The 23,797-nt window shown below is 67.0% G+C and carries 24 protein-coding genes; 3 read left to right on the forward strand and 21 right to left on the reverse strand.

What is annotated here, in order from left to right:
- Window position 1 precedes the first annotated feature (1 nt).
- The 9 genes from T8S45_RS05405 to T8S45_RS05445 form a co-directional block, all read right to left on the reverse strand.
- The gene (locus T8S45_RS05405) at window positions 2–1,066 is read right to left on the reverse strand and encodes a FemAB family XrtA/PEP-CTERM system-associated protein (protein WP_407654928.1); all 1,065 of its coding nucleotides are present in this window, start codon (window positions 1,064–1,066) and stop codon (window positions 2–4) included.
- Entirely contained in the window at window positions 1,063–1,950 is an 888-nt protein-coding gene (locus T8S45_RS05410) for an XrtA system polysaccharide deacetylase (RefSeq protein ID WP_188641989.1), read from the reverse strand. The genes T8S45_RS05405 and T8S45_RS05410 overlap by 4 nt, the downstream gene beginning before the upstream one ends.
- A gap of 19 nt (window positions 1,951–1,969) precedes the next feature.
- Entirely contained in the window at window positions 1,970–3,205 is a 1,236-nt protein-coding gene (locus T8S45_RS05415) for an XrtA/PEP-CTERM system-associated ATPase (protein WP_322294962.1), read from the reverse strand.
- A 17-nt stretch (window positions 3,206–3,222) separates the two neighbouring features.
- On the reverse strand, window positions 3,223–4,899 hold the full coding sequence (locus tag T8S45_RS05420; RefSeq protein ID WP_322294963.1) for a preprotein translocase subunit YajC: 1,677 nt from the start codon (window positions 4,897–4,899) through the stop codon (window positions 3,223–3,225).
- A 2-nt stretch (window positions 4,900–4,901) separates the two neighbouring features.
- Window positions 4,902–5,921 (reverse strand): AAA family ATPase, encoded by a 1,020-nt coding sequence (locus tag T8S45_RS05425; RefSeq protein WP_322294964.1) that lies wholly within the window; start codon window positions 5,919–5,921, stop codon window positions 4,902–4,904.
- Between the two features lie 14 nt (window positions 5,922–5,935).
- Entirely contained in the window at window positions 5,936–7,462 is a 1,527-nt protein-coding gene (locus tag T8S45_RS05430) for an XrtA system polysaccharide chain length determinant (RefSeq protein WP_322294965.1), read from the reverse strand.
- Window positions 7,463–7,499: 37 nt separating this feature from the next.
- The gene (locus T8S45_RS05435) at window positions 7,500–8,144 is read right to left on the reverse strand and encodes an XrtA/PEP-CTERM system exopolysaccharide export protein (RefSeq protein ID WP_188641994.1); all 645 of its coding nucleotides are present in this window, start codon (window positions 8,142–8,144) and stop codon (window positions 7,500–7,502) included.
- A 174-nt stretch (window positions 8,145–8,318) separates the two neighbouring features.
- Complete coding sequence (locus T8S45_RS05440; protein ID WP_322294966.1) at window positions 8,319–9,539, reverse strand: pyridoxal-dependent decarboxylase, exosortase A system-associated; 1,221 nt, start codon at window positions 9,537–9,539, stop codon at window positions 8,319–8,321.
- Window positions 9,536–11,038 (reverse strand): acyl-CoA ligase (AMP-forming), exosortase A system-associated, encoded by a 1,503-nt coding sequence (locus tag T8S45_RS05445; RefSeq protein ID WP_322295193.1) that lies wholly within the window; start codon window positions 11,036–11,038, stop codon window positions 9,536–9,538. Before T8S45_RS05445 ends, T8S45_RS05440 begins: the two co-directional genes overlap by 4 nt.
- A gap of 24 nt (window positions 11,039–11,062) precedes the next feature.
- Here T8S45_RS05445 and T8S45_RS14185 point away from each other — a divergent pair, with 24 nt between their 5' ends.
- The 3 genes from T8S45_RS14185 to T8S45_RS05465 are packed head-to-tail and all read left to right on the forward strand — an operon-like array spanning window position 11,063 to window position 13,856.
- Window positions 11,063–12,418, forward strand: a complete 1,356-nt coding sequence (locus T8S45_RS14185) for a GNAT family N-acetyltransferase (RefSeq protein ID WP_407654929.1) — start codon at window positions 11,063–11,065, stop codon at window positions 12,416–12,418.
- Window positions 12,400–13,083, forward strand: a complete 684-nt coding sequence (locus T8S45_RS05460; protein WP_322294967.1) for an alpha/beta hydrolase family protein — start codon at window positions 12,400–12,402, stop codon at window positions 13,081–13,083. Before T8S45_RS14185 ends, T8S45_RS05460 begins: the two co-directional genes overlap by 19 nt.
- Complete coding sequence (locus T8S45_RS05465) at window positions 13,080–13,856, forward strand: hydrolase 1, exosortase A system-associated (RefSeq protein WP_322294968.1); 777 nt, start codon at window positions 13,080–13,082, stop codon at window positions 13,854–13,856. The genes T8S45_RS05460 and T8S45_RS05465 overlap by 4 nt, the downstream gene beginning before the upstream one ends.
- A gap of 4 nt (window positions 13,857–13,860) precedes the next feature.
- Here the strand turns inward: T8S45_RS05465 and trxB are convergent, their stop codons facing one another.
- The 12 genes from trxB to ccoO all read right to left on the reverse strand — a co-directional run bounded on the left by trxB (window position 13,861) and on the right by ccoO (window position 23,792).
- Entirely contained in the window at window positions 13,861–14,820 is a 960-nt protein-coding gene (gene trxB / locus T8S45_RS05470) for a thioredoxin-disulfide reductase (RefSeq protein ID WP_322294969.1), read from the reverse strand.
- 71 nt (window positions 14,821–14,891) lie between these two features.
- Entirely contained in the window at window positions 14,892–15,668 is a 777-nt protein-coding gene (locus T8S45_RS05475; RefSeq protein ID WP_322294970.1) for a tyrosine-protein phosphatase, read from the reverse strand.
- Between the two features lie 135 nt (window positions 15,669–15,803).
- Window positions 15,804–16,079: a hypothetical protein gene (locus T8S45_RS05480; RefSeq protein WP_322294971.1), complete on the reverse strand. Its 276-nt coding sequence runs from the start codon at window positions 16,077–16,079 to the stop codon at window positions 15,804–15,806.
- 19 nt (window positions 16,080–16,098) lie between these two features.
- Entirely contained in the window at window positions 16,099–17,412 is a 1,314-nt protein-coding gene (locus T8S45_RS05485; protein WP_322295195.1) for a radical SAM protein, read from the reverse strand.
- Window positions 17,413–17,444: 32 nt separating this feature from the next.
- Complete coding sequence (locus T8S45_RS05490) at window positions 17,445–17,663, reverse strand: hypothetical protein (RefSeq protein ID WP_322294972.1); 219 nt, start codon at window positions 17,661–17,663, stop codon at window positions 17,445–17,447.
- Window positions 17,660–17,833: a cbb3-type cytochrome oxidase assembly protein CcoS gene (ccoS, locus tag T8S45_RS05495; RefSeq protein WP_322294973.1), complete on the reverse strand. Its 174-nt coding sequence runs from the start codon at window positions 17,831–17,833 to the stop codon at window positions 17,660–17,662. Before ccoS ends, T8S45_RS05490 begins: the two co-directional genes overlap by 4 nt.
- On the reverse strand, window positions 17,830–19,965 hold the full coding sequence (locus T8S45_RS05500; protein WP_322294974.1) for a heavy metal translocating P-type ATPase: 2,136 nt from the start codon (window positions 19,963–19,965) through the stop codon (window positions 17,830–17,832). Before T8S45_RS05500 ends, ccoS begins: the two co-directional genes overlap by 4 nt.
- Window positions 19,962–20,408 (reverse strand): FixH family protein, encoded by a 447-nt coding sequence (locus T8S45_RS05505; protein WP_322294975.1) that lies wholly within the window; start codon window positions 20,406–20,408, stop codon window positions 19,962–19,964. Before T8S45_RS05505 ends, T8S45_RS05500 begins: the two co-directional genes overlap by 4 nt.
- Complete coding sequence (gene ccoG / locus T8S45_RS05510) at window positions 20,405–21,991, reverse strand: cytochrome c oxidase accessory protein CcoG (protein ID WP_322294976.1); 1,587 nt, start codon at window positions 21,989–21,991, stop codon at window positions 20,405–20,407. Before ccoG ends, T8S45_RS05505 begins: the two co-directional genes overlap by 4 nt.
- A complete protein-coding gene (ccoP, locus tag T8S45_RS05515) occupies window positions 21,978–22,889 on the reverse strand; it encodes a cytochrome-c oxidase, cbb3-type subunit III (protein ID WP_322294977.1) in 912 nt (303 codons plus the stop codon). The genes ccoG and ccoP overlap by 14 nt, the downstream gene beginning before the upstream one ends.
- Window positions 22,879–23,043: a cbb3-type cytochrome c oxidase subunit 3 gene (locus T8S45_RS05520; protein ID WP_188642007.1), complete on the reverse strand. Its 165-nt coding sequence runs from the start codon at window positions 23,041–23,043 to the stop codon at window positions 22,879–22,881. Before T8S45_RS05520 ends, ccoP begins: the two co-directional genes overlap by 11 nt.
- Window positions 23,040–23,792 (reverse strand): cytochrome-c oxidase, cbb3-type subunit II, encoded by a 753-nt coding sequence (ccoO, locus tag T8S45_RS05525; RefSeq protein WP_322294978.1) that lies wholly within the window; start codon window positions 23,790–23,792, stop codon window positions 23,040–23,042. The genes T8S45_RS05520 and ccoO overlap by 4 nt, the downstream gene beginning before the upstream one ends.
- Window positions 23,793–23,797: the final 5 nt, after the last annotated feature.

Here is a 23,797-nt window from a genome sequence, read left to right on the forward strand (position 1 = left end):
GTCAGCCCAGCCCGGTGGCGATCCACGGACCGATCCGGTTCGCCATGGGGAGCGGTAGCTTCCGCCACAACCGGATCGCGAGCCCGTGCTTCTCGCTCGTCGGATCGGCATCGCGGCGTTCGGCACCCGGCGCGGTCCAGCTGGCGTAGGACAGCGGTTCGGGCTCGAACCCCCAGTTCTTCTTGAACGCGAAGGGCCCGCTGGCGGTCTTCGAGCGACCGAAATCGAAGCGTGTACAGCCGCGGCTCCGGGCATGACGCATCAGCTCGAAATACATCCGTTCGTTGGCACGCAGGTTCCGGGCTGCCCAGGTCCCGCCCCCCCAATAGGGCATGACCGTGCCGCGATGGTAGAAGCTCAGCACGCTGGCGACCGGCTCGTCCTGGTGCCGGACGGTGAGGATATCGGCATCGTCGCCGAAGCGGTCGAGCATCTCTTCGAACAGCGCGCGCGGGAAGACCGGCGTACCGAGATTGCGGACGCTGGTCGCATAGACCGCGTAATGCGCATCGCGATCGCGCCGTCCGCTGCCGATCTCGATCGCGAAGTCCTGCTTCAATCCCTTGCGGATTTCGGCGCGCTGCTTGCGCGGGATGGCGAGCAGTTCGGCCTCGTCGTCGGCGGCGAGGTCGCGCACGAAATTGGCATGGCTGTCGGTGCGGATCGACCAGCCGGCGCGCGTTTGCGGCATGGCACCGCCGCGCAATTCGACCGTCGGGCAGTTTTCGCGAAGCGCCAGCTCCTCGAGCGCGGCGAAGAACGGCGCCGGGCGCGCGCCCGCGCGCAGCAGCACACCACCCCCGACCCCGAAGCCAGAGGCGGCGATCATGCGTCCGAAGACCGGCGAGTGGATAATGTTGAACGGCACGACCCCCGCGACGCCCTGTGCATCTTCGGCCACCAGCACCTCGGCGCGGTGTCCGGTCGCGGCCTCGACCGCCCGCGACCAGGCAGGGCGGTGGAACAGCTGTGCGGCAGGATGATCGGCCACGAAACGCGCGGCGGCCGCATCGTCCGGATCGGCAATCCGGAGCGCGCAGCTATCGGCGGCGAACGGCATGGTCACGCCGCCAGGTCGGTCGCGCGCCCGGCCTCGCGCGCGGCGAGCACGTCCATCCGTCCCCAGTGAAATTCGCGCACCAGCTGGCGCAGCTTGTCGCCCATCTTGTCGAGATTGGTGTAGTGGCGCAGCTTCGATTTGAGCGGTGCGCCCTCGAGCCGCGGCTGGCCCGGATCGATTTCCCACGGGTGGAAGTAGAAGACCGCGGGGCGGTTCTCGCGCCGGTTGACCTGGCGGATCGCCCAGCGCGAAAAGGCATAGGGCAGCACTCGGAAGAAGCCGCCGCCACCCGCGGCGAGGCGTCGCCCGGCGAATTCGGCGGTCGTGACGGGGATCTCGACGAGGTTCGAATAGGCCAGCGGGCGGAAGGCGAAGCGCGGGGCCTCGCGCCAGCCATAGTGATCGTGCACCACCGGCGCGACCGAGGAACTGTAGGCGTAGCCCTGTTCGGCCAGCACCATGTAGGCCCACGGGGTGCGCGCATCGATCGAGAAGCTTGGCGCGCGGTAGCCCGTCACCGCAAACCCGGTCGCGTCCTCGAGCACGGCCTTGGTCCGTTTCAGGTCCTCGGCGAATTCTTCCTTGGTCAGCGTGAAAACGCGCGCATGATCCCAGCCGTGGCTGGCGATCTCGTGGCCGTGTTCGGCGATCCGGCGCATGACGGCTGGATGCCGCTTAGCGACCCAGCCCAGCGTGAAGAAGGTCGCCTTGACCTCGGCCTCGTCGAACATTTCGAGGATCGCGTCGACATTGCGTTCGACCCGGTCGCCGATTTCGCCCCAGTCGCCGCGATCGATCACGTTCTCGAACGCGCCGACCTGGAACCACTCCTCGACGTCGACGGAAAGTCCGTTGGTCGGCCCGGTCGGAGAGTGGCGCGGCGTGTCCATGGCTCAGCCTATATCGCGATCAGGCGATCTTGCGCGAATCTTCACCGCCTTCGATCCATTCGATCAGCATGGTGAGCGTATGGCGGAGCGTCTGCTCCTGCTCGGTCAGGCGCTCGGACAGGCGGTCATTCGCTTCCTCGAGTGCCGCACAGCGCGCTTCGAGCGTGGCGATGGCGCGCGCGGCGTCGGGATCGGCTTCCGCGCCGAGCTGCTCCAGTTTTGCCTCGATCCGCGCGATCGCCTCGCGCGCCTCGTGGTCGCGACCCGCCCCGTTTTCCGCCGGTGCCGCGGTCAGCGAGGCGAGCCGTTCGGCCAGCTGGTGCAGCACGTCCTGCGTGTTCGCCCCTCGCACAGAAGAGGCTTCGGCCGCAGCGGCCTTTTCGACCTTGGTCGGGGCATGGACGGGCTTTTCCTGGCGTTCGGCGTGATCCTCGACCGCCGAATGGCCTTCGCTCTCCATCTCGTCGAGCACGCGATCGAACATGTCGAGGTCGATCGTGTCGGTTTCCTCGACCGACGCGGCGAGCAGCAGGCGCTGGCAGATCTGGTTGATCCGCCGCGGAACGCCCTCGCTCGCCTGGTAGAGCGCGGGGAAGACATCGTCGGTGAATTCGGGCCGCCCTTCCCAGCCGACCACCCGCAGGCGGTGGAGCACGTATTCCTCGACCTCGTCCTCGCCCATCGGCGTCAGGTGGTGCGAGGCGATCACGCGCTGGCGCAATTGTTCGAGGCTCTGGGCCTCGATCTTCTGCCGAAACTCGGGCTGGCCGAGCAGCAGCGTCTGCAGCAGCGGATGCGCGCCGAGCTGGAAGTTCGACAGCATGCGCAATTCCTCGAGCGCGCCGATCGAAAGGTTCTGCGCCTCGTCGACGATCAGCAGGCAGCGGCGGCCTTCACGCGCCTCGTCATGCAGGAACGCCTCGATCGCGCCCAGCGCACGCGGCTTGTCCCCGCTCGGCAGGTCGATCCCGAAGGCATTGGCGACCACTGACAGCAGGTCCTTGTCCTCGAGCGAGGTGGTGACGATCTGCGCCGCGGTCAGCCGCGCCGGGTCGATCTTCTTCATCAAGTGCGCGACCAGCGTCGACTTGCCCGACCCGATTTCGCCGGTGACGACAACGAAGCCCTCGCCCTGCGACAGCCCGTAGCCGAGATAGGACAGCGCCTTCTTGTGCGTCACGCTCTCGAAGTAGAAATCGGGATCGGGCGCGAGCGCGAAGGGGCGCGCTTTGAGGCCGTAATATTCTTCGTACATGCTTCAGTGCCCCTGGATCAGAACGAATAACGCAGGCCGAGCCGTGCCGAGGCGGTCCAGACATCGACCGCGTCTTCCAGCTCGACGCCGTCGATCCCGACCGCCGCGGTGGCGGAAAGGTTGTCGATCAGCTCGCGATAATAGGCTGCCTGTGCGCCGATTGCACCATTCAGGCCACCACCGGCCTGATCTGCCGCATCGAACAGCGAGAGATAGGCGTTGGTGGAATAGCCCGACCGGCGATCGATCTTGCCGCCGAGATAGGCAGTGGTGAAATAGGTCTCGTCGATCAGGCCATTGAGATCGGCGAAGACCGTTCCCTGCGATCCGATCAGCTCGCGCCGCTCGTAGCCCGCGGCGATCCCGGCCTGCGCGGTGCCGAGATCGACATTGTAACCGGCCGATACGCCCCGCGCGCGATAGGCCGCGGCGCGCAAATTGCCGAAGGCCCCGCTCACGCAATTGCCGCCCTCGGTACCGATCACGCAGCCCGAAAGTTCGCCGGTGACCGGGTTGCGGATCACCCCGAAATCGGTCGGCAGCGAGGCGAGCGAATTGACGAGGCTGCCGCCGAAGCCGGTGACCGTGTCGTAGACCCCGACATTGAGCGAGGTACGCGAGGTCGGCTGCCAGCTGAAGCTGCCGGTCAAGCTGAGCGTGCCGTATTTCTTGCCGATCGTCGCCTGCAGCGCGGTCCGTCGGCTCGGGCGCCAGAGGACCCCTGCATCGTAGATCACGCCCTCGACATCGTAGGCGAGGATGCGCGGCGAAGCGAGATCGGTGACGAAACGCCCGTCGGGCCCGATCACGGGATCGCCGGCAGCATCGCGCAAGGCGTCGCGTCCGGAGACCTCGACATCCTCGTATCCGACCCCAGCGACGAAGGCGAGCGTGGGCGAAACCGGGAGCGTCACGTCGGCGCGCAGCCGGATGTCCTCGACCCGCTGGTCGAGATTGGAGACGTCCTCGCGGTAATAGGAGCCGCCGACGCCGACGCCCACGGGGAGGACCCCGCCGGGAGCCGACGCGACCCGCGCGGTCGCCTGGTGGGTGGTGCTCTCGTCGAACAGGTCGACGCGGTCGCCGGTGGTCGCCGAAACGATCGCGTTCGGCGCTTCGACCTTGCTGTAGCCCGCGCGATAGGAAGCCTGCGCGGTCACGTCGCCGACCCGGGTCTGGACGCTGGGACCGGCATAGACCGAATAGACCTGGCTGACGCTGTCGCCGATATCGAGCTGGCCGGGAAAGGCGGCACCGTCCGTCCGCGTGCGGGTGGCGAGGCCGCCGGCCTCGATCTGGAGCGTATCGGGCACGACCGCGACGGCCACGCGACCGATCCCGCTCACCGTGTCGCTATCGCCGATATCGTCGTCCCACTGGATGCGGCGCTCGTAGCGCAGCGACAGCCCGCCCTGCACGCGGCGGGCCGCGGCGGTCATGTCGACTCCGGCGGCGAGCACCGAATAGGTCGCGACGTCGTCGCCGGGACGGATCTGGAACAGCGCGACCTGCTGGGCCTCGATATAGGGCGTGATCGAATAGCGCGGTCCGCGCCGCGTGGAGGCGGAGATATCACCGTCGGTGCCGGTGTCCTCGTCGACCACGCTTTCCGCGCCGATCGCTTGCGCCTGAAGCGGCGTCGCGGTGATCGCGGCCAGCGCTACGGCGCCCGAAAGCAGGGGTACGATACGCATGGTCACACCTCGTATCCGTAATAGGAACCGAAACGACGGCCCGAAGGGCTGAACTGGACGGCGTTCAGCAGCAATTCGATATCCTTGCAGCCCGACAGCAGCGAAACGGTGTCTTCAAGGGCGCTGCGACCGGTCGTATCGGCCCGGCACACCACCAGCGTCTGTCCGACCAGCTTGGCGAGCTCGGCCGCGGGCGAAGCCGCCAAAGCGGGTGGGCTGTCGAAAATCACGATCCTTTGCGCCGCACCACGGCCCAGGCTTTCGATCGTTTCGCGCGCATGGCGGGTGGTCAGGTATTCGGTGTCCGATCCGGTGCTGCGCCCGGCGGGAAGCACGTTGAGCCCCGGCAGGTCGGTCGGAATGACGCAGTCGGCGATATTCATGTCGCGATCGACCAGCGCGTCCATCAAGCCGGGCCCACCCTCGAGGCCGAGGGTCGAAAGCACCGAGGGCTTGGCGAAATCGGCATCGACGAGAAGCACTTCGCTTTCTTTCTCGGCCGCAATGGCGAGCGCGAGATTGGTCGCGCAATAGGTCTTGCCCTCACCCGGCAGCGGGGAGGAAATGAGCACCCGGTTGGCCTTGTTGCGAAGCCTGGGATCGTCGCTGCCGCGCAACATCGTCGATTTCGCGAACAGCTCGCGCTTCACGATCCGGAATTCCTCGAGCAGCGCGCTGACCGACCCGTCGGGCACGATCATCCCGGTTTCGTGGAGCAGGTCGCGATCGAGCGCTTGCGGTTTGCCCGAGAAGACCAGCGGCGGTCCGATCGGCGCGCGCTCGTTGCGCGGCGCATCGTCCTTCGTTGCAGGTGCTTCGTCGGAGGCAGAAGCTGCCGGTGCGGCGGCCGGTCGTGCGGGGGCCCGCCGCTTGTCGGGCACCGGGATATCGGGCAGTTTGGGCGAGGCGAAGCCGTCGAAACCGAACCGCGCCGAAGCGCGCTCGAGCAGCGAGGGCTGTGCCTTGTCGCGCGGCTTCTCGTCGCGCGCCTCGCCCTGGCGAATGGGGGTCTGGTCGTTCATGTCGTCCTTCTCCCTCACGCCACCATGCCACGCTGGATGAACTCGGCCGCAAGCAGCAGCACGCAGACCCCGGCTAGCGCACCGCTGCCGGCGTAGAAGAGCTTGAGCCGCTTGGCGCGCAACGCACGGCCCGACTGCGTCCAGGTATGGGTGATCGCCCCGAGCACCGGCAGGCCGAGCGATTTCTCGAGCTGCGCTGTGGTGGCGAAAGTCGAGCGAAGCTGGCCGATCACGAAGGCCGCTGCGATCCCGGCCCCGATCCCGGCGATCAAGACGCCGATCAACAGCAGCGGACGATTGGGCGCGGCGGGCGAAACGGGCGTCGTCGGCGGGTCGATGACTTGGAATTTCACCGCGCTGCGCTCGGTCTCGACTTGCCCGCGCAGGCGCAGTTCCTCGCGGTCGCGCAGGAGCTTGTCGTACTGGTCCTTGAGCACGTCGTAATCGCGCCCGATGCGTTGCGCCTCCGCGGCGAGCTGCGGGTTGCTGAACTGCTTGGACGAGAGGTCGGCGACTTCGGCCTGCAGCCCGGCCTTGCGCGTCTGCAGTGCGAGCACGCTGGCCTGCCGGTCGGCGCGAAGCGACTCGAGCGTCGAATAGGCCGGGTTGAGCTGGCCCTGGGCGCCCCCACCGCCGGCGGCCCGCGCCTGCGCTTCCATGCTCGCGATCTGGTTCTTCTGGGCGATCACGTCGGGATGATTGTCGGTCAGACCCCGGGCCCGCATCGCGGCGAGATCGGCCTTGGCCCGGGCGACCGAACCGGCGATCGAATTGTCCGCCCCGCCGCCAACGATCCGGCGCGGCGTCGAGGCGAGCTGTGCGTTAATCGCGCTGAGCGCGCTCTGCGCCGCAGCGAGATCGGCTTCGACCGCACGCAATTGCGACCGCGCCGCTTCGAGCCGCTGGACGAGGGCACCGCCGCCGAGCGCGAACTCGGGGTTGGAGGATTCGAACGCGAGACGGCGCTGTTCTGCCGCTTCGAGCTCTTTCGAACGCTCTTCCAGCTGCTGGTCCATGAAGGCCAGCGTCTCGGTCAGTTCGCCGCGGCCACCGGCGAGGTTTTCCTCGCGGAAGATATCGATCATCTTCTGGACGATATCCTGCGCCAGCAATGCATTTTCGGAATCGGAGAGGCTGCTGTCGCCACTTTTCCCCGTGATGACGAACAAATTGTCCTGCTCGCTCGATACCTCGATGTTGTTCGACAGGGCGAGCACGGCGCTTTCCATCTCGCGCGCACTGTTCACGTCGTCCCCGAGCCGGGTTGAACGCACCACCTTCTCGAGATTGAGCGCACCGGTCAGCGTCTGGCGCACGCGATCGATTTCGCGGCGGCGGTCCTGGACCCCGATCCCAACCTGCTGCGCGAGCGGGTCTTCGAGCTGGACGAGGATGCGGCTGCGCGATTCGTAACTGTTGGGGACCAGCGCGACGAGGATCCAGCCGAGCGTGCACGTGCCCCACGCCACCGCGAGCGCGAGCCACTTGCGCCGCCAGACGGTGAACGCAGCCGCGCGCAACTCGTCATAGATGGAGGACATGCCGTTCATGGTTCCTGGCCGTTCACCCGGGGCGCCCTCAGAACGCGCTTTCGGGGATGATGATGACGTCGCCCGGCATCAGCAGCACGTTGGCGCTGCTGTCTCCGTCCTTGAGCAAGTCCGACAGGCGCAGCGAATATTCGCGCTGGGTGCCGGCGGTCTTGTCGAAGCGGATAAGCTTGGCCTTGTTGCCGCTGGCATATTCGGACAGGCCGCCGACCGCGATCATCGCGTCGAGCACGGTCATGTTCGCGCGATAGGGGATCGAGGCGGGTTTCTCGGTCGCGCCGACGATGCGGATCTGCTGGCTGAAGGTGCCGGCGAACTTGTTGACGATAACCGAAACCAGCGGCTCGTCGATATATTGGGACAGCGCCAGCTTGATGTCCTCGGCCAGCATGGTCGGGGTCTTGCCGACCGCAGGCATGTCCTGGATGAGCGGGGTCGTGATGCGCCCGTCCGGACGGACCTGGACCTTCGCGCCGAGCTCCTCGTTGCGCCAGACGAAAATCGTCAGCTCGTCGAGCGGGCCGATGACGTATTCCTCGCCCGGCCCCTCCTGCAAGGCGACGAAACGCGCTGGCGGCAGCTCGGGAGCGCCCGAAGTCCCGCTGCACGCGCCGAGCGCGAGCGGGGCAAGCAAGAGTGCGAACAGCGCGGCTACTCGGGTTCGGATCGTCATCGCTTACACCTTGTTTTCCGACACCTTGCCGCACGCACGCCGAGAGCGAACGGGCCGCAGGCCGGGTTTTCTGTATGTGGGCTATCGCGGAAAATGGTGAACATAGCGTTAGCCTTGGGTGGCCTAACGCTTGGATTCCCTGTGATTCTGCGATCCAGTCCCGTTTCGGGACGCTTATACGAGCATTTCTCGCGCGGGGCCATGCCCGAGAAAGTGCATCGGGCTGGCGGTGGCACCGTAAGCCCCTGCGCAGAAGATCGCGATCGGATCGCCGACCTCGGCCCGCGGTAGATGCGCCTGAGTCGCCAGCCGGTCGAGCGGTGTGCAGAGGCAGCCGCAGATATTGACCACTTCCTCAGGCTCGGCGTCGAACCGGTGCGCCACGGCGATCGGATAGTTACGCTTGACCACCGCGCCGAAATTGCCGCTCGCGGCTAGCTGGTGATGGAGCCCGCCATCGATGACGAGGAAGGTCTCGCCCTGGCTTTCCTTCCGGTCGACGACCCGCGTCAGGTACACCCCGGCCTGCCCGACGAGGTAACGTCCGAGCTCGAGTACCAACCGCGTGCCCGGAAGCACGTCCGGCGCGGCGATCTCGTGCAGCTTCTCGCCCACCGCGTACAGATCGAGCGGCTCGTCCCCCGCGAAATACGGGATGCCGAATCCGCCGCCGAGATTGAGCTTGGGCAGCGTGATCCCGGCCTCGTTCGCCAGCCGACGCGCGAGATCGATCGTATTGCGCTGTGCCTCGGAAATCGCATCGGCGTCGAGCGACTGGCTCCCGGCGAAGATGTGAAACCCCTGCCAGTCGACCCCGGCATCGACAACGCGCCGCGCCAGCCCCGCCGCCTTGTCCGCATCGACCCCGAAGACCTTCGCCCCGCCCGACATCTTCATCCCCGAGCCGCGCAGCTCGAAATCGGGATTGACGCGGATCGCCAAGCGCGGCGCGCGCCCGAGGCGTTCTCCGATCGCCAGCGCGCGGTCGGCCTCGCCCGCGCTTTCGCAATTGAGCGTGACCCCGGCCTCGATTGCCGTACGCAATTCCTCGTCGCGCTTTCCCGGTCCGGCAAAACTGGTGCGGCGCGCGGCAATCCCGGCCTCGTCGAGCAGCAGCCATTCGCCTGCCGAAGCGATATCGAACCCATCGACCAGCGGTTCGATGAATTCGAGAAGAGGCGGCCAAGGGTTTGCCTTTACGGCATAATTTAGCTCGATCCTGTCAGGCAGAGCGGTTCGCAAAGCTTCGATCCGCTTGGCGATCATATCGCCCGAATAGAGGAAAATCGGCGTGTCACCGGCCTCGGCCAGCCACTCCGATATCTTGACGCCGCCAAGCGCCAATTCGCCGTCGACAGCCGCAAATCCGGCGGGGACCGGCCCGAGCGGCTTCATGACGCCAACTCCGCCAGGACCCGCTTGCGGTCGAGCTTCCCATTGGGCGTATGTGGCAGGCTATCGCGCCATTTTATGACATGGGGCTGCATGAAAGTCGGCAATTCTTTCCGCAGGATATCGGATAGTTCTTCGGCTCGTTCGACATCGGCGGAAACGACCAGCGCGATGCGGTGGCCGAGTGCCTTGTCGGGCAGTCCGAAGGCGATCGCCTGACGTACCAATCCGCTTCCCATCGCCGCCTCCTCGATTTCCTGCGGGCTGATCCTGTTGCCCGAGGATTTGATCATCGCGTCGTCGCGCCCGACGAAATGCAGGTCGCCGTCGGCATCGCGGCGCATCCGGTCCCCTGACCATACCGCGGTCCCGCCATATTGCGATGCGCGCGGCGCCGGTCGAAAGCGCTCGGCGGTCTTCTCCGGCGCCTGCCAATAGCCTTGTGCAACCAGCGGTCCGCATTGCACCAACTCGCCCTCCACGTCCGCTGCAACCGGCTCGCCCGCAGGATCGACCACGAACAGTTCGGCATGCGGGACTGCCCGGCCCACCGAAGTGGGTTTCGCATCGACCAGCGCCGGATCGAGATAGGCCGCGCGAAAGGCCTCGGTCAGGCCGTACATCGAAAACAGTGCGGCGTCCGGGAATTGGTCACACAGCCGCCGCACCAGCGCTTCGCCCATCGCGCCCCCGGTATTGGTGAGCCGGCGCAACGATGCCTTGGCGTCGTCCGGCCAATCGAGGGTCAGCAACTGGTGCCATAGCGGCGGCATTCCGCCGAGCGTGGTGATGCGGTGCTCCTCCACGGCCTTCATCAGGTCGCGCGGGAACAGGTAATCGAGCGGCACGACGCTGGCCCCCGCATACCAGGCCGACAGCAACTGGTTCTGGCCGTAATCGAAGCTCAGCGGCATCACGCCCAGCACCCGGTCCGACCCTTCGAGCGCGAGGTATTGCGCCACGCTTTCGGCCCCCAGCCACAAATTGGCATGGCTGAGCATCACGCCCTTGGGCCGCCCGGTCGAACCGCTGGTGTAAAGCAACGCGGCGAGGTCGTGCGGCGCGCCTTCGCCCGGTTCCAACCCATCCGACAGCGCGTCGGCCTCCTCGAGCGCGGTCCGTTCCTCGACGATCTCGCCCGGGAAATCGCCCGGTTCGAGGGTTACCAGCCGACCGTGATTGCCGACCAGCAATTCGGCCCCGCTATCGGCCAGGATGTGCGCGACCTGGCTGCGCTTGAGCAGCGGGTTGATGGGCACATGGACGAGCTCGGCCCGCGCCGCCGCCAGCGGCATCACGCAGGTCAGCCGGCCTTTCGCCGCCCAGCTCGCGACGCGAGCCCCGGCTTCGACGCGCTGCGCCAGCCACGCCGCGAGCCGCGCGACGTTGCCCTCGAGCTCGGCATAGCTCAGCACGCGATCGCGCAGCCGCAGGGCCGGCGCGTCGGGCTGGCCCATCAATGCGAGGTGGTCGAGCGGACGCGATGGCGGTAAGGGTCGCAGTTGAGGGGGCCTTTCGAACCGGCGATGACTGTCGCAATCGAGTATTTCGACGATATCGGCAAACTGCAAGCCGATCCGCGCGCCACCCTCGCTCTGGCGCAGGCGCACGCGCCGTTCGATCGGCCCGAATGGTGGGCGCTGTTGCAGCGCGAATGCGGCATCGATCCGATCGTCGCGCTCGCCGTAGACGGCGAGCGGGCGCTGGTCTGGCCGCTCGCTCGCACCGGCAGGTCCTCGCGATCGCTGGCGAATTTCTACAGCTTCACGGCCCGTCCGCTGGCCAGCGGACCCGATGCGCTCGCCGAACTCGTCACGCCGCTGGCCCGCGATCTAAGGCGCCGATTCTCTCGCCTGACGCTCGACCGCCTCCCGGTCGAAAGCGGCGTCGTCGAACCGGTGTGCGAAGCACTCCGTGGCGCGGGATGGTCGGTCTCGTGCGAGCAGGACGACACCAATCACTGGCTCGATGTCGACGGGCGCACTTTCGAGGATTACTTCGCGGCACGGCCGGGGCGACTGCGTACCACGATTGCGCGCAAGGGTAGGAAGGTCGTGACCGAAACCACCCGCTTCGTCGACGACGCGCGTTGGCGCAGCTACGAGGCCATCTACCGCGCCAGCTGGAAGCCCGAAGAGGCATCCTTCTCCTTCTGGCGCGCCTTTGCCGAAGCCGAGGCAGCGGAGGGACGATTGCGGTTCGGTTTCGCCTACGACTCCGATGAGCGCCCGATCGCGGCGCAGTTATGGACCGTCGAGCGCGCCACCGCCTACATCCACAAGCTCGCCCACCTACCCGATGCCGAGCGCCTCTCGCCGGGTTCGGTGCTGACCGCGACGATGATGCGCGACGCGATCGACGAGGACCACGTGAAGACGGTCGATTTCGGCACCGGGGACGATGGCTACAAGCGCGACTGGATGGAAGGTGCGCGACCGCGCTACCGAATCGAGGCACATGATCCGCGCCATTGGCGCAACTGGCCTGTGCTTGTGCGGAACGCTTTGAAAGCCCGGCTTGCCGGAGGGGAAAAGGGCGGTTACAGGCCCGCCAACGCCGCCGAGGGAGCTCCGATGGCCACCAGCCATGCCACCGAAAATGCGATAGAAAGCGCGATCGACGATCCCGTCGACGCCAAGCTGCGCCAGGTCCTCGCCGATATCCTCGCGCTCGACGCCGAGCGCGTCGCCGCATTCGACGCCGAGACTGGCCTGTTCGGGCACCTGCCCGAGCTCGACAGCCAGGCCGTCGCCACGCTGCTCACCGAGATCGAAGATCGTTTCGGGATCGTGATCGACGACGAGGATGTCGATGGCGAGATGCTCGAGACCTTCGGCGGGCTGCGCGATTTCGTGCGCGCCAAATGCGCGGCGGCGGCTTGATCGCGCGCTATGCCGCAACCGGGGGGACCCCCCCGGAATACACCTTTGCCATCGACCGCGCCCGCACCAGCCGGCTGCTCATCGTCCCGCCGCTGTTCGACGAGATGAACAAGATGCGCCGTCTCCTCGTCGAGACGATGCGTCGGCTCGATCGCGCCGACATCGACAGCTTCCTGATCGACCTGCCCGGGACGAACGAGAGCACTGCAGAACTCGAGCGGCAGGATGCGGAGGGCTGGCAGAGCGCCGCGAGCGCCGCCGCGGAGCACTTCCGCGCCACCCATGTCGTCGGCGTGCGCGGGGGCGCGATGTTCGTTCCCGTCGACCTCCCCGGCTTGCTCTACGCACCGGTAGCCGGTGCGCAGACGCTCAACCGGATGCTGCGCAGCCGCACCATCGCCGCGCGCGAAGCGGGGCGCGAGGAAAACGCCACTATGCTGCTCGAGCGTGGGCTGCGGGATGGAATCGATCTCGCCGGATACCGGTTGGGGGCATCGATGATCGCGGCTCTCACCCAGCGCCACGTACCCGTCCGACCGGGTCTTGCGACGATCGACCGCGACGCGGTCGGCGGCGGCGGGATGTGGCTGCGCGCCGAACCCGGCGACGCGCCCGAACAGGCCGATGCGCTGGCGGCCATCGTTGCCAGGGAGCTGACCGCATGACCCGGCGGCACCTCTCCTTCACGGTCGGCGATGACGCGTGTCTCGCCACACTCGACGAAGGTTCACGCCCTGTCGGCCTGCTCATCGTCGGTGGCGGGAACGAGATCCGCTCGGGCCCGGCAGGAATCCAGGCCGCGCTCGCAACGCGGATCGCGGCGCGCGGGTTTCCGGTGTTTCGCTACGACCGGCGCGGCATCGGCGACAGCGAGGGCGAGAATCGCGGCTATCGCGGCGCGGGGGACGATCTCGCCGCCGCCCTCGCCGCCTTCCGCACCGAGGCCCCATCGGTCGAGCGGATCGTCGCGTACGGGAATTGCGACGCCGCGAGCCTGCTGATGCTCGAAGGCGGTGGCGGTGCCGATGCGCTCGCGCTGGCGAATCCGTGGACGTTCGAGGACGACGAAGCGCCCGAGACCAACCCGCAAACGCTACGCGCGCATTATCGCCGGCGCCTCAAGAGCGGTTCGGCGATCAAGCGCGTTCTGCGCGGCGAGGTGAAGTTCGGCGCGGTGGTGAAATCGCTTCTCGCCATGCTCCGCCCCGCCCCGAAGCCCTCCGGTCTGGTCGACGATCTGCGCACGGGGTTGGCTCGGTTCGAGGGCCCGGTTTCGATCCTGATCGCCGGGCGCGACCGGACCGGTCAGCAATTCCGCGGCAGCTGGCCCAAATTCGATCGACGGATTGCCGTTTGCGACGACGCATCGCACGCCTTTATCGAGCCAAAGAGTCTCGAATGGCTCGAAGAAAATCTCGTCAAGCTTCTGGAAGATTGACGGATTATTCCGCCGCTTCCTTCGCGCTGAATTCCGCGGTTGCGAGGAAACGCTCGGCATCGAGCGCCGCCATGCAGCCGGTCCCCGCCGCGGTCACCGCCTGGCGATAGGTATGGTCCATCACGTCGCCGCAGGCGAAGATGCCGGGGATCGCGGTCTTGGGCGTGCCGGGCTCGACCAGCAAATAGCCGCTCTCGTCCATCGGCAGCTTGTCCTTGAACAGCTCGGTCGCGGGCGCATGGCCGATCGCGACGAAGGCACCGTCGACCACGAGTGTCGATTCCTCGCCCGTCTGCGTGTCGCGCAGCACGAGGTGCGTGAGCTTGTCGCCGCCCTCGAACCGCTCGACCGTCTTGTTCCACAGCGGGGTGATCTTGTCGTTGGCGAACAGGCGATCCTGAAGGATTTTCTCGCTCCGCAGCTCGTCGCGGCGGTGGATCAGCGTGACGTCGTCCGAATGGTTGGTGAGGTAGAGCGCTTCCTCGACCGCGGTGTTGCCGCCGCCGATCACCGCGACTTTCTTGCCGCGATAGAAAAACCCGTCGCAGGTCGCGCAGGCCGAGACGCCCTTGCCGCCCAGTTCGGCCTCGCCCGGCACCGATAGCCATTTCGCTTGCGCGCCGGTGGCGATCACCAGCGTGTCACCGACATATTCGTCGCCGCCATCGCCGATCGCGCGGAACGGGCTGCCCTGGTCGGTGACGACCTCGGTGATCGTGTCCCACATCATTCGCGTGCCGACATGTTCGGCCTGCGCCTGCATTTCCTGCATCAGCCACGGGCCCTGGATCACGTCGCGAAAGCCGGGGTAGTTCTCGACATCGGTGGTGATGGTCAGCTGGCCACCGGGCTGGATGCCCTGGACGACGATCGGCTCCATCCCTGCGCGCGCGCCGTAGATCGCGGCCGAAAGCCCCGCCGGGCCCGAGCCGATAATAAGCATTTTGGTCTTGTGAACTGCCATGACTACCCGTCGATTTCGTGTGAGGGGCCGAGATAGTTGCGCGCGGCCTCATGCGCAAATCCGCATCCGACTTATTCGCAGAGGTGTCCCCGCATTTTCGCCTTCATCTCCTCGTCGACGCCCCAGCGGCGCTCGAGATAGGCGTCGATCGAGCCTTCGGCTTCGACCAGCGAGGCGCGCGCGGCCTCGAGGAAGGCCGGTTCGACGCCCATGATCACGCGCCCCGCTTCCGCATCACGCATACCGTATTTCTCCCCCACCATCGACAGGCCGTGCGCGATCCGTTCCTCGTTGTCGGGCGCCGAATTGGTCAGCAGGTAATCCTGCATCCGGTCGTCGGGATGGACGCCGAGCGCATGGAGCACGAGGTCGCAGGCGATCCCGGTGCGGTCCTTGCCCGCCGCGCAATGGACGAGGCTCGCGCCCTTCCCTTCGGCGAGCGCAGCGAAATAGCGCGGGATGACCGCGTTCAAACCTTCGCGCTCGGGCAGTGCGGCGTAGAGGTCGATCATCGCCTGCCGCGCGCTGTCGACGTCGAGCGCGCCCTTCACCGCTTCCATGTGCGGCGCAAGCCCGGCGGTTTCGCCTTCGAAGGCGATCACCTGGGCATCGAAGCGCTCGGACCGGCGGCTCGGCCACTTGGCGCGCTCCCTGGTTCCCCGCAGGTCGACGACATGCGCCAGCGCGAGTGCATCCAAGGCTTCGAGATCGGCATCGCTGGCATCGGCCTGGTGCCCTGCCCGCCATAGCAGGTCGCGCTTCACCCTGCCGCCCCCGGCGCTTCCGAACCCGCCGAAATCGCGGACATTGTGGATCTTGTCGAACCGGCGAAACGGCGAGGCGGGCATGGCGGACTTTCGGGGCAAATGGAGGGGGAATGCGACGATTGCGGGCGCCGTAACACCTGCAAGAGCGCATTTCGATCCATCTTTCGCCCGGATGTGTTGCCTCGCGGTCAGCAAGTGCACGAACCCGGCAACGCCTCACGCGGCGGCGTCGGTCACCGTATTGGCCTCGCCGCCGATGACGAGCATCCAGATCAGCAGGCAGCCGATCCACCCCGCATTGAAGGCGATAAGTGCCAGCCACACGCTCCCCTTCGATGCGCGGCGTTTGCCGGGGCCACGGACCATCTCGCCATCGGCACGCCCGGAAAAGGTCGCAGCCAGATCCTGCAGATGCAGTAGCAGCCAGATGCCTGCCACTAGGCTGATGACGGTGAGGACGCCCATCAGGGCGGGAAAGAACCAGAGCGGCATGTGTCAGTCTCCCTATTTGCTAGACCGCCGAACTGAAGCGGCGCTGGGACATCTTGCGATGCGGGTCGAACAATGCGGCGACGGTGCGCGCATAGGGCAGCCCGTCGGGTTCGATGGTCAGGCGGTCGTCGTGCAACGACACGAGGCCGCGATCGATGAAAGGCTCAAGCCCACCCCGCACCTCGTTCAGCAGGCATGGCGGCAATCGGGCTTCGCCGCGACACAGCAGCGCCTCGATCGTATCGCCGCGAAGGCGCTCCTCGGGCGAACGGTGGATGCCCCTGTCGGCGCACAGCCTCCCTGCGCCCGCGCGCATCCGGTAGCGACCGCTGTTCTTTTCGTTCTGCGCCAGCAAATGCGGAAATACACTGATAGCCGACGCGCCGAGCCCCACGAGGTTGGGGGCGTCGTCGTCGGTGAAGCCCTGGAAATTGCGGCGGAGCTGCCCCGAAAGGGCCGCATGCGCGAGCGGGTCGCCGCCGGGCAGGGCGAAGTGATCGAAGCCGACGGGCGTGTAACCGTGGGTGACGAGATAGCCGTAGCCGAGCGCCGCCATCGCGAAGCGCTCGGCCTGGTCGGGCATGTCGCTCGCATCGATCGCCCGCTGGCGCGGCACGATATGCGGGACATGCGCATAACCGAACAGGGCGATCCGGTCGGCCCCGAGCACGCGGGTCCGATGAAGGCTGTCGAGCAGGTCTTCGCGCGACTGGCCCGGCAGGCCGTACATCAGGTCGAAATTGAGCGAGCTCACGCCCGCTTCGCGCAGCCAGTCGGTGGTCCGGACGATCAAGTCCTCCGACTGGACCCGCCCGATCCGCTGCTGGCAATGCGCGGCGAATGTCTGCACGCCGAGGCTGGCGCGTTCGACGCCCACGGTCTCTAGGGTCGACGCCCATTCGCGGGTCATCGTGCGCGGATCGAGCTCGATCGAATAGACCGGATCGGTGAGGTCGAACCGGGTCGCCAGCGCCTCGACCAGGTGCATGAAGTCGCTTGGCGCAATGGCATTCGGGCTGCCACCGCCGAACGCGACCCGCCCTACCCTCGTACCGGCGGGAAGCAGCGCAGCGACGGTCTCGATCTCGCGGTGCAGCGCGGCGAGATAGGATTCGAGCCGGTGCCGCCGTCCCGCCGCCCCGGTGTTGCAGCCGCAATAGAAGCAGATCTTCTCGCAGAAGGGGATGTGGAGGTAGAGCGATACGTCGCCCGAGACGGTTTCGAGCGCCTGGCGGTAGTCGTGGGTGCCGAGCGCGCCGAATTCGGCGGCGGTGGGATAGCTGGTGTAGCGCGGCACCGGCGTCGCGAGCAGGTCGGGGTGATAGGTCCACATGCCCCTCGCTTTGGGCGAGGCGCGGACCTCAGTCATTGCGCTGGATCAAATTGCTTGCGGTTGCAGGCCGCGTGACATGCCTTGGCGTGGCACGGAGCGTCCTTCGCCGGCCTGGGGGCCTCGCGGGGAATCTCGATCGTCACCACCTCGTCGCTGCCGCAAGGCGCGAAGGAAATCCGGTCTTCCTCGGCCGGCAGGGGGCCGAGCAAAGCAGGCAGGAGCACCACGAGCGCCGGATAGAACGCATTCACGAGGTTTCCTCCTCGCCGACGTTCTCGCCCTCGTCCTCGTCGATGAGGATGCGATTGGCCGCGCCGTCGAGATCCTCGAACTGACCGTCGCGCATCGCCCAGAAGAACAAGGCGAGGCCGAGCGCCCCCATGCCGAGCGCGATCGGGATGAGATAGGCGAGCACGCTCATGCCACGTCGTCCTTAGCCGCGCGCGCCAGTCGCAGCGAATTTCCGACGACCACCAGCGAGCTCAGCGACATGGCGATCGCGGCGATCAGCGGCGTGACCAAGCCGGCCAGCGCCAGCGGGACGGCGAGGACGTTGTAGCCGATCGCAAACCCGAAATTCTGCCGCACCACCGCCATCGTGCGCCGCGCTACCTGGACGGCCAGCGCCACGGGCATCAGCCGCTCGCCGATGAAGACCGCGTCGGCCGCCTGCTGGCTGACGTCGCTGGCAGTGCCCGGAGCGATCGAGGCATGCGCCGCGGAGAGCGCCGGTCCGTCATTGAGCCCGTCGCCCACCATCAGGGGGCGACGGCCTTCGGCTTTCATTGCCTCGAGCGTGGCGAGCTTGCCGGCCGGATCGATCGTGCCCGCCCCGGCGATTCCCAGCCCCGATGCGATCTCGGCCACGGCCCGGTCACCGTCGCCGGAGATGATGGAGGGGGCGAGCCCCAGCACTCGCAGGCGGGCCACCGCATCGCCGGCATCGCTGCGCAGGCGATCGGCGAAGGCGATGGAGGCGACCCGATCGCCGATCCGAAGGTCGACCGCGGGGACGGCACCCGCGCCTTCGGGCTTCTGCAATGCCACCGCTTGATCGCCGTGGCGGCCCGACATGCCTTGGCCCCCACGCTCGACGATGGCGGTGACCTCGGCGGGCCGGACATCGCGCTCGGCCAATGTCCTTGCCAGTCCCACGCTGAGCGGGTGGCGACTGGCCTGGGCCAGCGCGAGCGCAACCGATCGCTGCTCGGCGTCGAGCGCATCCACCTCGGCCCGCAGTTCCCCCAGCGTCAGCGTGCCGGTCTTGTCGAAGACGACCGTATCGACTTCGGCCAGCCGTTCGAGCGCACTGCCGTCCTTGACCAGCAGGCCCCTGCGGATGAGCGCGCCCGAGGCGACGACCTGCGCCGCCGGGACCGCGAGCCCCATCGCACAGGGACAGGTGATGATCAGCACCGCGATCGCGATCACGAGCGACTGGTGCCATCCCGCGCCCGCGATCATCCATCCCACGAAGGCCAGCGCCGCGAGCGAATGGACCGCGGGGGCGTAGAGGCGCGAGGCGCGATCGGCGATCCGGACATAACGGCTGCGCGACTGGCCCGCCTCGTCCATCAGCCGGGCGATCTCGGCAATCGCGGTATCGCTGCCGGTGGCGGTGATGCGGACGTGGATCGGATCGAGCAAATTGATCGCCCCGGCATGGACTTCAGCTCCCTCGCCGACCGGAACGGGCACGCTTTCCCCGGTGAGCAGCGAATTATCGATCGCCCCCCTGCCCTGCTCGACGACCCCGTCGGCGGCGAGCGCCTCGCCCGCCGCCACGAGCATCACCATACCCGATTCGAGCCTATCCGCGTCGAGCCGGGCGATCGATCCGTCCGCCTGCACCACGCCCGCGCTTCGCCCCATCCGCCCCAGCAGCGCCTTGATGCCGGCGCGGGTGCGGTTGCGCATCGTCGCGTCGAGCGCGCGGCCTGCGAGGAGGAAGAACAGCAACATCACCGCGCTGTCGAAATAGGCATGCTCGCCCCCGGAGAGCGTCTCGTGGATACTGAGGCCCGTCGCGAGCAACACGCCAATCGAAATCGGCACGTCCATGTTGGTCCGGCGGTAGCGCAGCGCCATCGCCGCCGAGGCGAAGAACGGGCGCCCCGAATAGGCGATCACCGGGATCGCGATCAGCGCCGAGAGCCAGTGGAACAGCTCGCGCGTCACCCCGCCCGCCCCCGACCAGACGCTCACCGAAAGCAGCATGATGTTCATCATGCCGAAGCCGGCGACGGCGAGCGCTCGGAGCAGCGCCTTCGCTTCGCTATCGTCCTGCGCCAGTGGGTTTTCCGCGAGCGCCTGCGCCTCGAAGCCCAGACGGCGCAGCTCCTCGACCAGGCTCTCCTCGTCGAGGCGCGGATCGTGTTGCACCGCGACCCGCTTGGCGGAGAAATTGACGCGGGCGTTCGCGACCCCCTCGAGTTCGTTCAATCCGCGCTCGACCTTGGCGATACAGCCGGCACAGCGCATCCCCGGCACGGTGAAGCGCGTGTCGAGCAGATCGTCTGTTCGAGGCGCATCGATGGCGACGGGCGCGTTCATTCGAGACGCAGTTCGCGGGTCCAGCGATCGGCGCCCGAACTGATCGTCACGCGCACGATCCAGCGACCGGCGGGTATCGCCTCGGCCGATCCATAGGCCCCGCCGCCCTCACCGAGCAGGACGACCTCACGTGTCTCAGGCTGGCCCAGCGGGCGGCGCAGTCGGGCGGCTATCTCGGCCCCGACCGGAACCCCCGCGGCGGTCGCGCGCAGGCGTCCGTCGGCATCGCGCGAAACATCCGCCGACCAGCCGAGTTCGTCCTGCGCGCGGGCCTCTTCGAGCCAGCCGTTGAACTTCTGGCTGGCGACGTAGGAATTCTCGACCACTACCCCGCCGAAGCCCTGGGTGGCGAGCGACGCCATGTAGAAATTGACCGCCATCACGATCCCGAAACCGCCGACGAGGATCGCCACCATGTGCCTGCCGGTGAATTGCTGCCTCATTGGTCGTCTCCCGGGGCCGAGAAGCGAGTCTCGACGGCATCTGTCTCGCGTTGTTCGTCCTGCGACGTGATGCGGAACGTGAAGTCCCGCGCCGGCGTGCCTGCCGGCACCATGACATAAGCGCGCACCGTTTGCGTCTGGTCGGCCGGCACGGTGACGGTCTGCGCGCGCGCGGCATCGGCACGGCGGATCGTGTCGGACCACATGAGCGCGCCGGGCAGATCCTCGATCGAGACTTCCATATCGCGCGGGCGGCTCTCCATGTTGCGCAGCTTGAGCGTGTAGGAGTTGCGCACCGAGCCGTCGCTCATCAGCATGAAGGGCGGATTGCGATCGGGAGAGACCGTCAGCTCGGTATGGCTGCGCACCCCGAGCAGGAAGAGGAGCGCCAGCCCGATGCTGCCCCAGATCAGCGAGTAGGCCACCGTGCGCGGTCGCAGCAGCGTGCGCCAGGGCGAACGCGGGGTCTCGCCCTTGGCCTCGCGCTCGCAATCCTCAAGCGTGGCGTAATCGATCAGGCCGCGCGGACGGCCGATCTCGGCCATCACCTTGTCGCAGGCGTCGATGCACAGCGCGCAGGTGATGCAGCCGATCTGCGGACCTTCGCGAATGTCGATCCCGGTCGGGCAGACCTGCACGCATTGCATGCAATCGATGCAATCGCCGAACGCCTCGGGCTGCTTCTTCGCCTTCTTGAGGCTGCCGCGCGGTTCGCCGCGCCAGTCCTTGTAGGTGACGATCAGCGACTTCTCGTCGAGCATCGCGCTCTGGATGCGCGGCCAGGGGCACATGTAGATGCACACCTGCTCGCGCATGAACCCGCCGAGCGTCACCGTGGTCAGCGTCAGGATAGCGACCGTGACGTAGGCGATCGGTGCCGCCTCGCCGGCGAAGAAATCGCGGAACAGCGTCGGCGCGTCGGCGAAATAGAGGATCCAGGCGCCGCCGGTGACCAGGCCGATCAGCGCATAGATCGTCCACTTGAAGCCGCGGCGGAAGACCTTGCCCCAGGTCCATGGGGCGCGGTCGAGCCGGATGCGCGCATTGCGGTCGCCGTCGATCAGCCGGTCGACATGCTGGTAAAGGTCGGTCCAGACCGTCTGCGGGCAGGCATAGCCGCACCACGCGCGGCCCACCGCACTGGTGACGAGGAACAGGCCGATCCCGGCCATGATCAGCAGGCCTGCGACGAAGTAGAATTCGTGCGGCCAGATCTCGATCCCGAACATGTAGAAGCGGCGATTGGCCATATCGACCAGCACCGCCTGGTCGGGCGCATAGGGCCCGCGGTCCCAGCGCAGCCACGGCGTGACGTAATAGATGCCGAGCGTCACCAGCATCACGAACCATTTGAACCGGCGGAAGGGGCCGTCGATCCGCTTGTTGTGGACCGGTTCGCGCGGCTTGTAGAGCTTTTCCTGCAGGTGCTGGCGCGGCGGCTCGTGCGGCTCGTGGCGACGCGCGGCCGCACCCGGTTCGGCTACCGCGCTGCTGACGGGCTCGTTGGTCTTGGCGAGACCGTCCTCCACGACGACCGAACGGTCGCGCTCGGCCTTGCCGCCGGGATGGTCAGGGTTGTTCATCTACCTCGACCTCGGGATCCTCGGCGACTTCGACGAAGTCCTCCCCCCCACCGAGCGAGTGGACGTATGCTGCCAGCATCTTGATGGTGACCGGGTCGAGCCGCCCTTCCCACTTCGGCATCATGCCCATGCGCGGGTTGAGGATCTGGCGCATGATCGCTTCCCGGCTGCTGCCGCGAAGCCATATGGCATCGTTCAGGCGCGGCGCGCCGACCGCACGATCGCCTTCGCCCGAAGCGCCGTGGCAGGCCACGCAGTTATCGGCATAGAGCTGGGCACCGGCAGGACTCGTTTGGCCCTTCCCGCTGAGCGACAGGACATGCGAAACCAGCGCGTCTAGCTGGGCCGGGTCGAAAGCTCCCGCGAACGGGGGCATCTGGCTCGTACGGGTCTCGTCGTGGCCGGCCTGCCGGATGCCGTGGGTCAGCGTGTATTCGATCGCCTTGAGGTCGCCGCCCCACAACCAGTCGTCGTCGTTGAGGTTGGGATAGCCGAGTTCCTGGCTGCCCGCCGCGCCCGAGCCGTGGCACTGGCTGCAATTGACCTTGAAGGCCGCCCGGCCGCCCGCGACCGCCTGCGCCATCAGGGCGCTGTCTTCGGGCAGGCGCTCGATCGGGACGCGCGCCAGCGCTTCGCGGACGCTTTCCCGCGCCAAGTCGGCCGCATCGATTTCCTTCGCCAACTCGCCGCGGCTCGACCAACCGAGCACGCCCGCAGTCGCCTTGTCGACCAGCGGCCAGGCCGGATAGGCTATCACATAGCCGACCGAGAACAGGATCGTGAGATAGAACGTCCACAACCACCAGCGGGGCATCGGCGTGTCGAGTTCTTCGATCCCGTCCCATTCGTGGCCGACCGTTTCGGTGCCGGTCGGTTCATCGATGCGCTTATTCTCCATCGATACCATCCTTGAAAATGGAGCGCGCCGCGGCGCGATTGCGGTTCTTCGAACCGGGCCGGAAGGGCCAGGCGCACAATGCCAAGAAGATGAGCAGCATTACGACGAGGCCGTAGCTGTCGGCGAAGTGGCGCAGGGTGTCGTAGAAGCTCATCGACCCTTCTCCTGCGCGAGCTCTTCCTGCGCGGCGGCGCTATCGACATCGACCAGCGTGCCCAGCATCTGGAGGTAGGCGACCAGCGCATCCATCTCGGTGATGCGGTCGGGGTCGCCATCGAAATCGCGCACCTGGGCCTTCGGATAGCGCGCAAGGAAATCATCGACGTCGCCGGCGGCATCGGGATCGGCCTGCAAAATCAGGTCGGCCATCGCCCGCCCGATATCTTCGTCCGAATAAGGCACCCCGACGCGGCGCAGCGCGGTCAGCTTGGCCGCCGGATCGCCGATCTCGAGCGGGGTTTCGGCGAGGAAGCCGTATTGCGGCATGATGCTTTCGGGCACCACGCTTTGCGGATCCTCGAGGTGCTGGACATGCCATTCGTCGGAATACCTTCCGCCGACGCGGGCCAGGTCCGGGCCGGTCCGCTTGGACCCCCACTGGAACGGGTGGTCGTACATGCTTTCGGCGGCGAGGCTGTAATGGCCGTAGCGTTCAACCTCGTCGCGGAACGGACGGACCATCTGGCTGTGGCAGGTGTAGCAACCCTCGCGAACATAGATGTCGCGGCCCGCCTGCTCGAGCGGGGTATAGGGCCGCATCCCGTCGACCTTCTCAATCGTGTTCTCGAGGTAGAAAAGCGGGGTGATCTGCACGATCCCGCCGATCGCCACAGCGATGAAGGTGCACACCGCCAGCAGGGTGATGTTGCGTTCGAGTTTCTTGTGCTTGTCGGCCATGCTCATCGGTC

Source organism: Pseudoblastomonas marina, from assembly GCF_034374265.1.
Lineage (GTDB): Bacteria > Pseudomonadota > Alphaproteobacteria > Sphingomonadales > Sphingomonadaceae > Alteriqipengyuania_A > Alteriqipengyuania_A marina.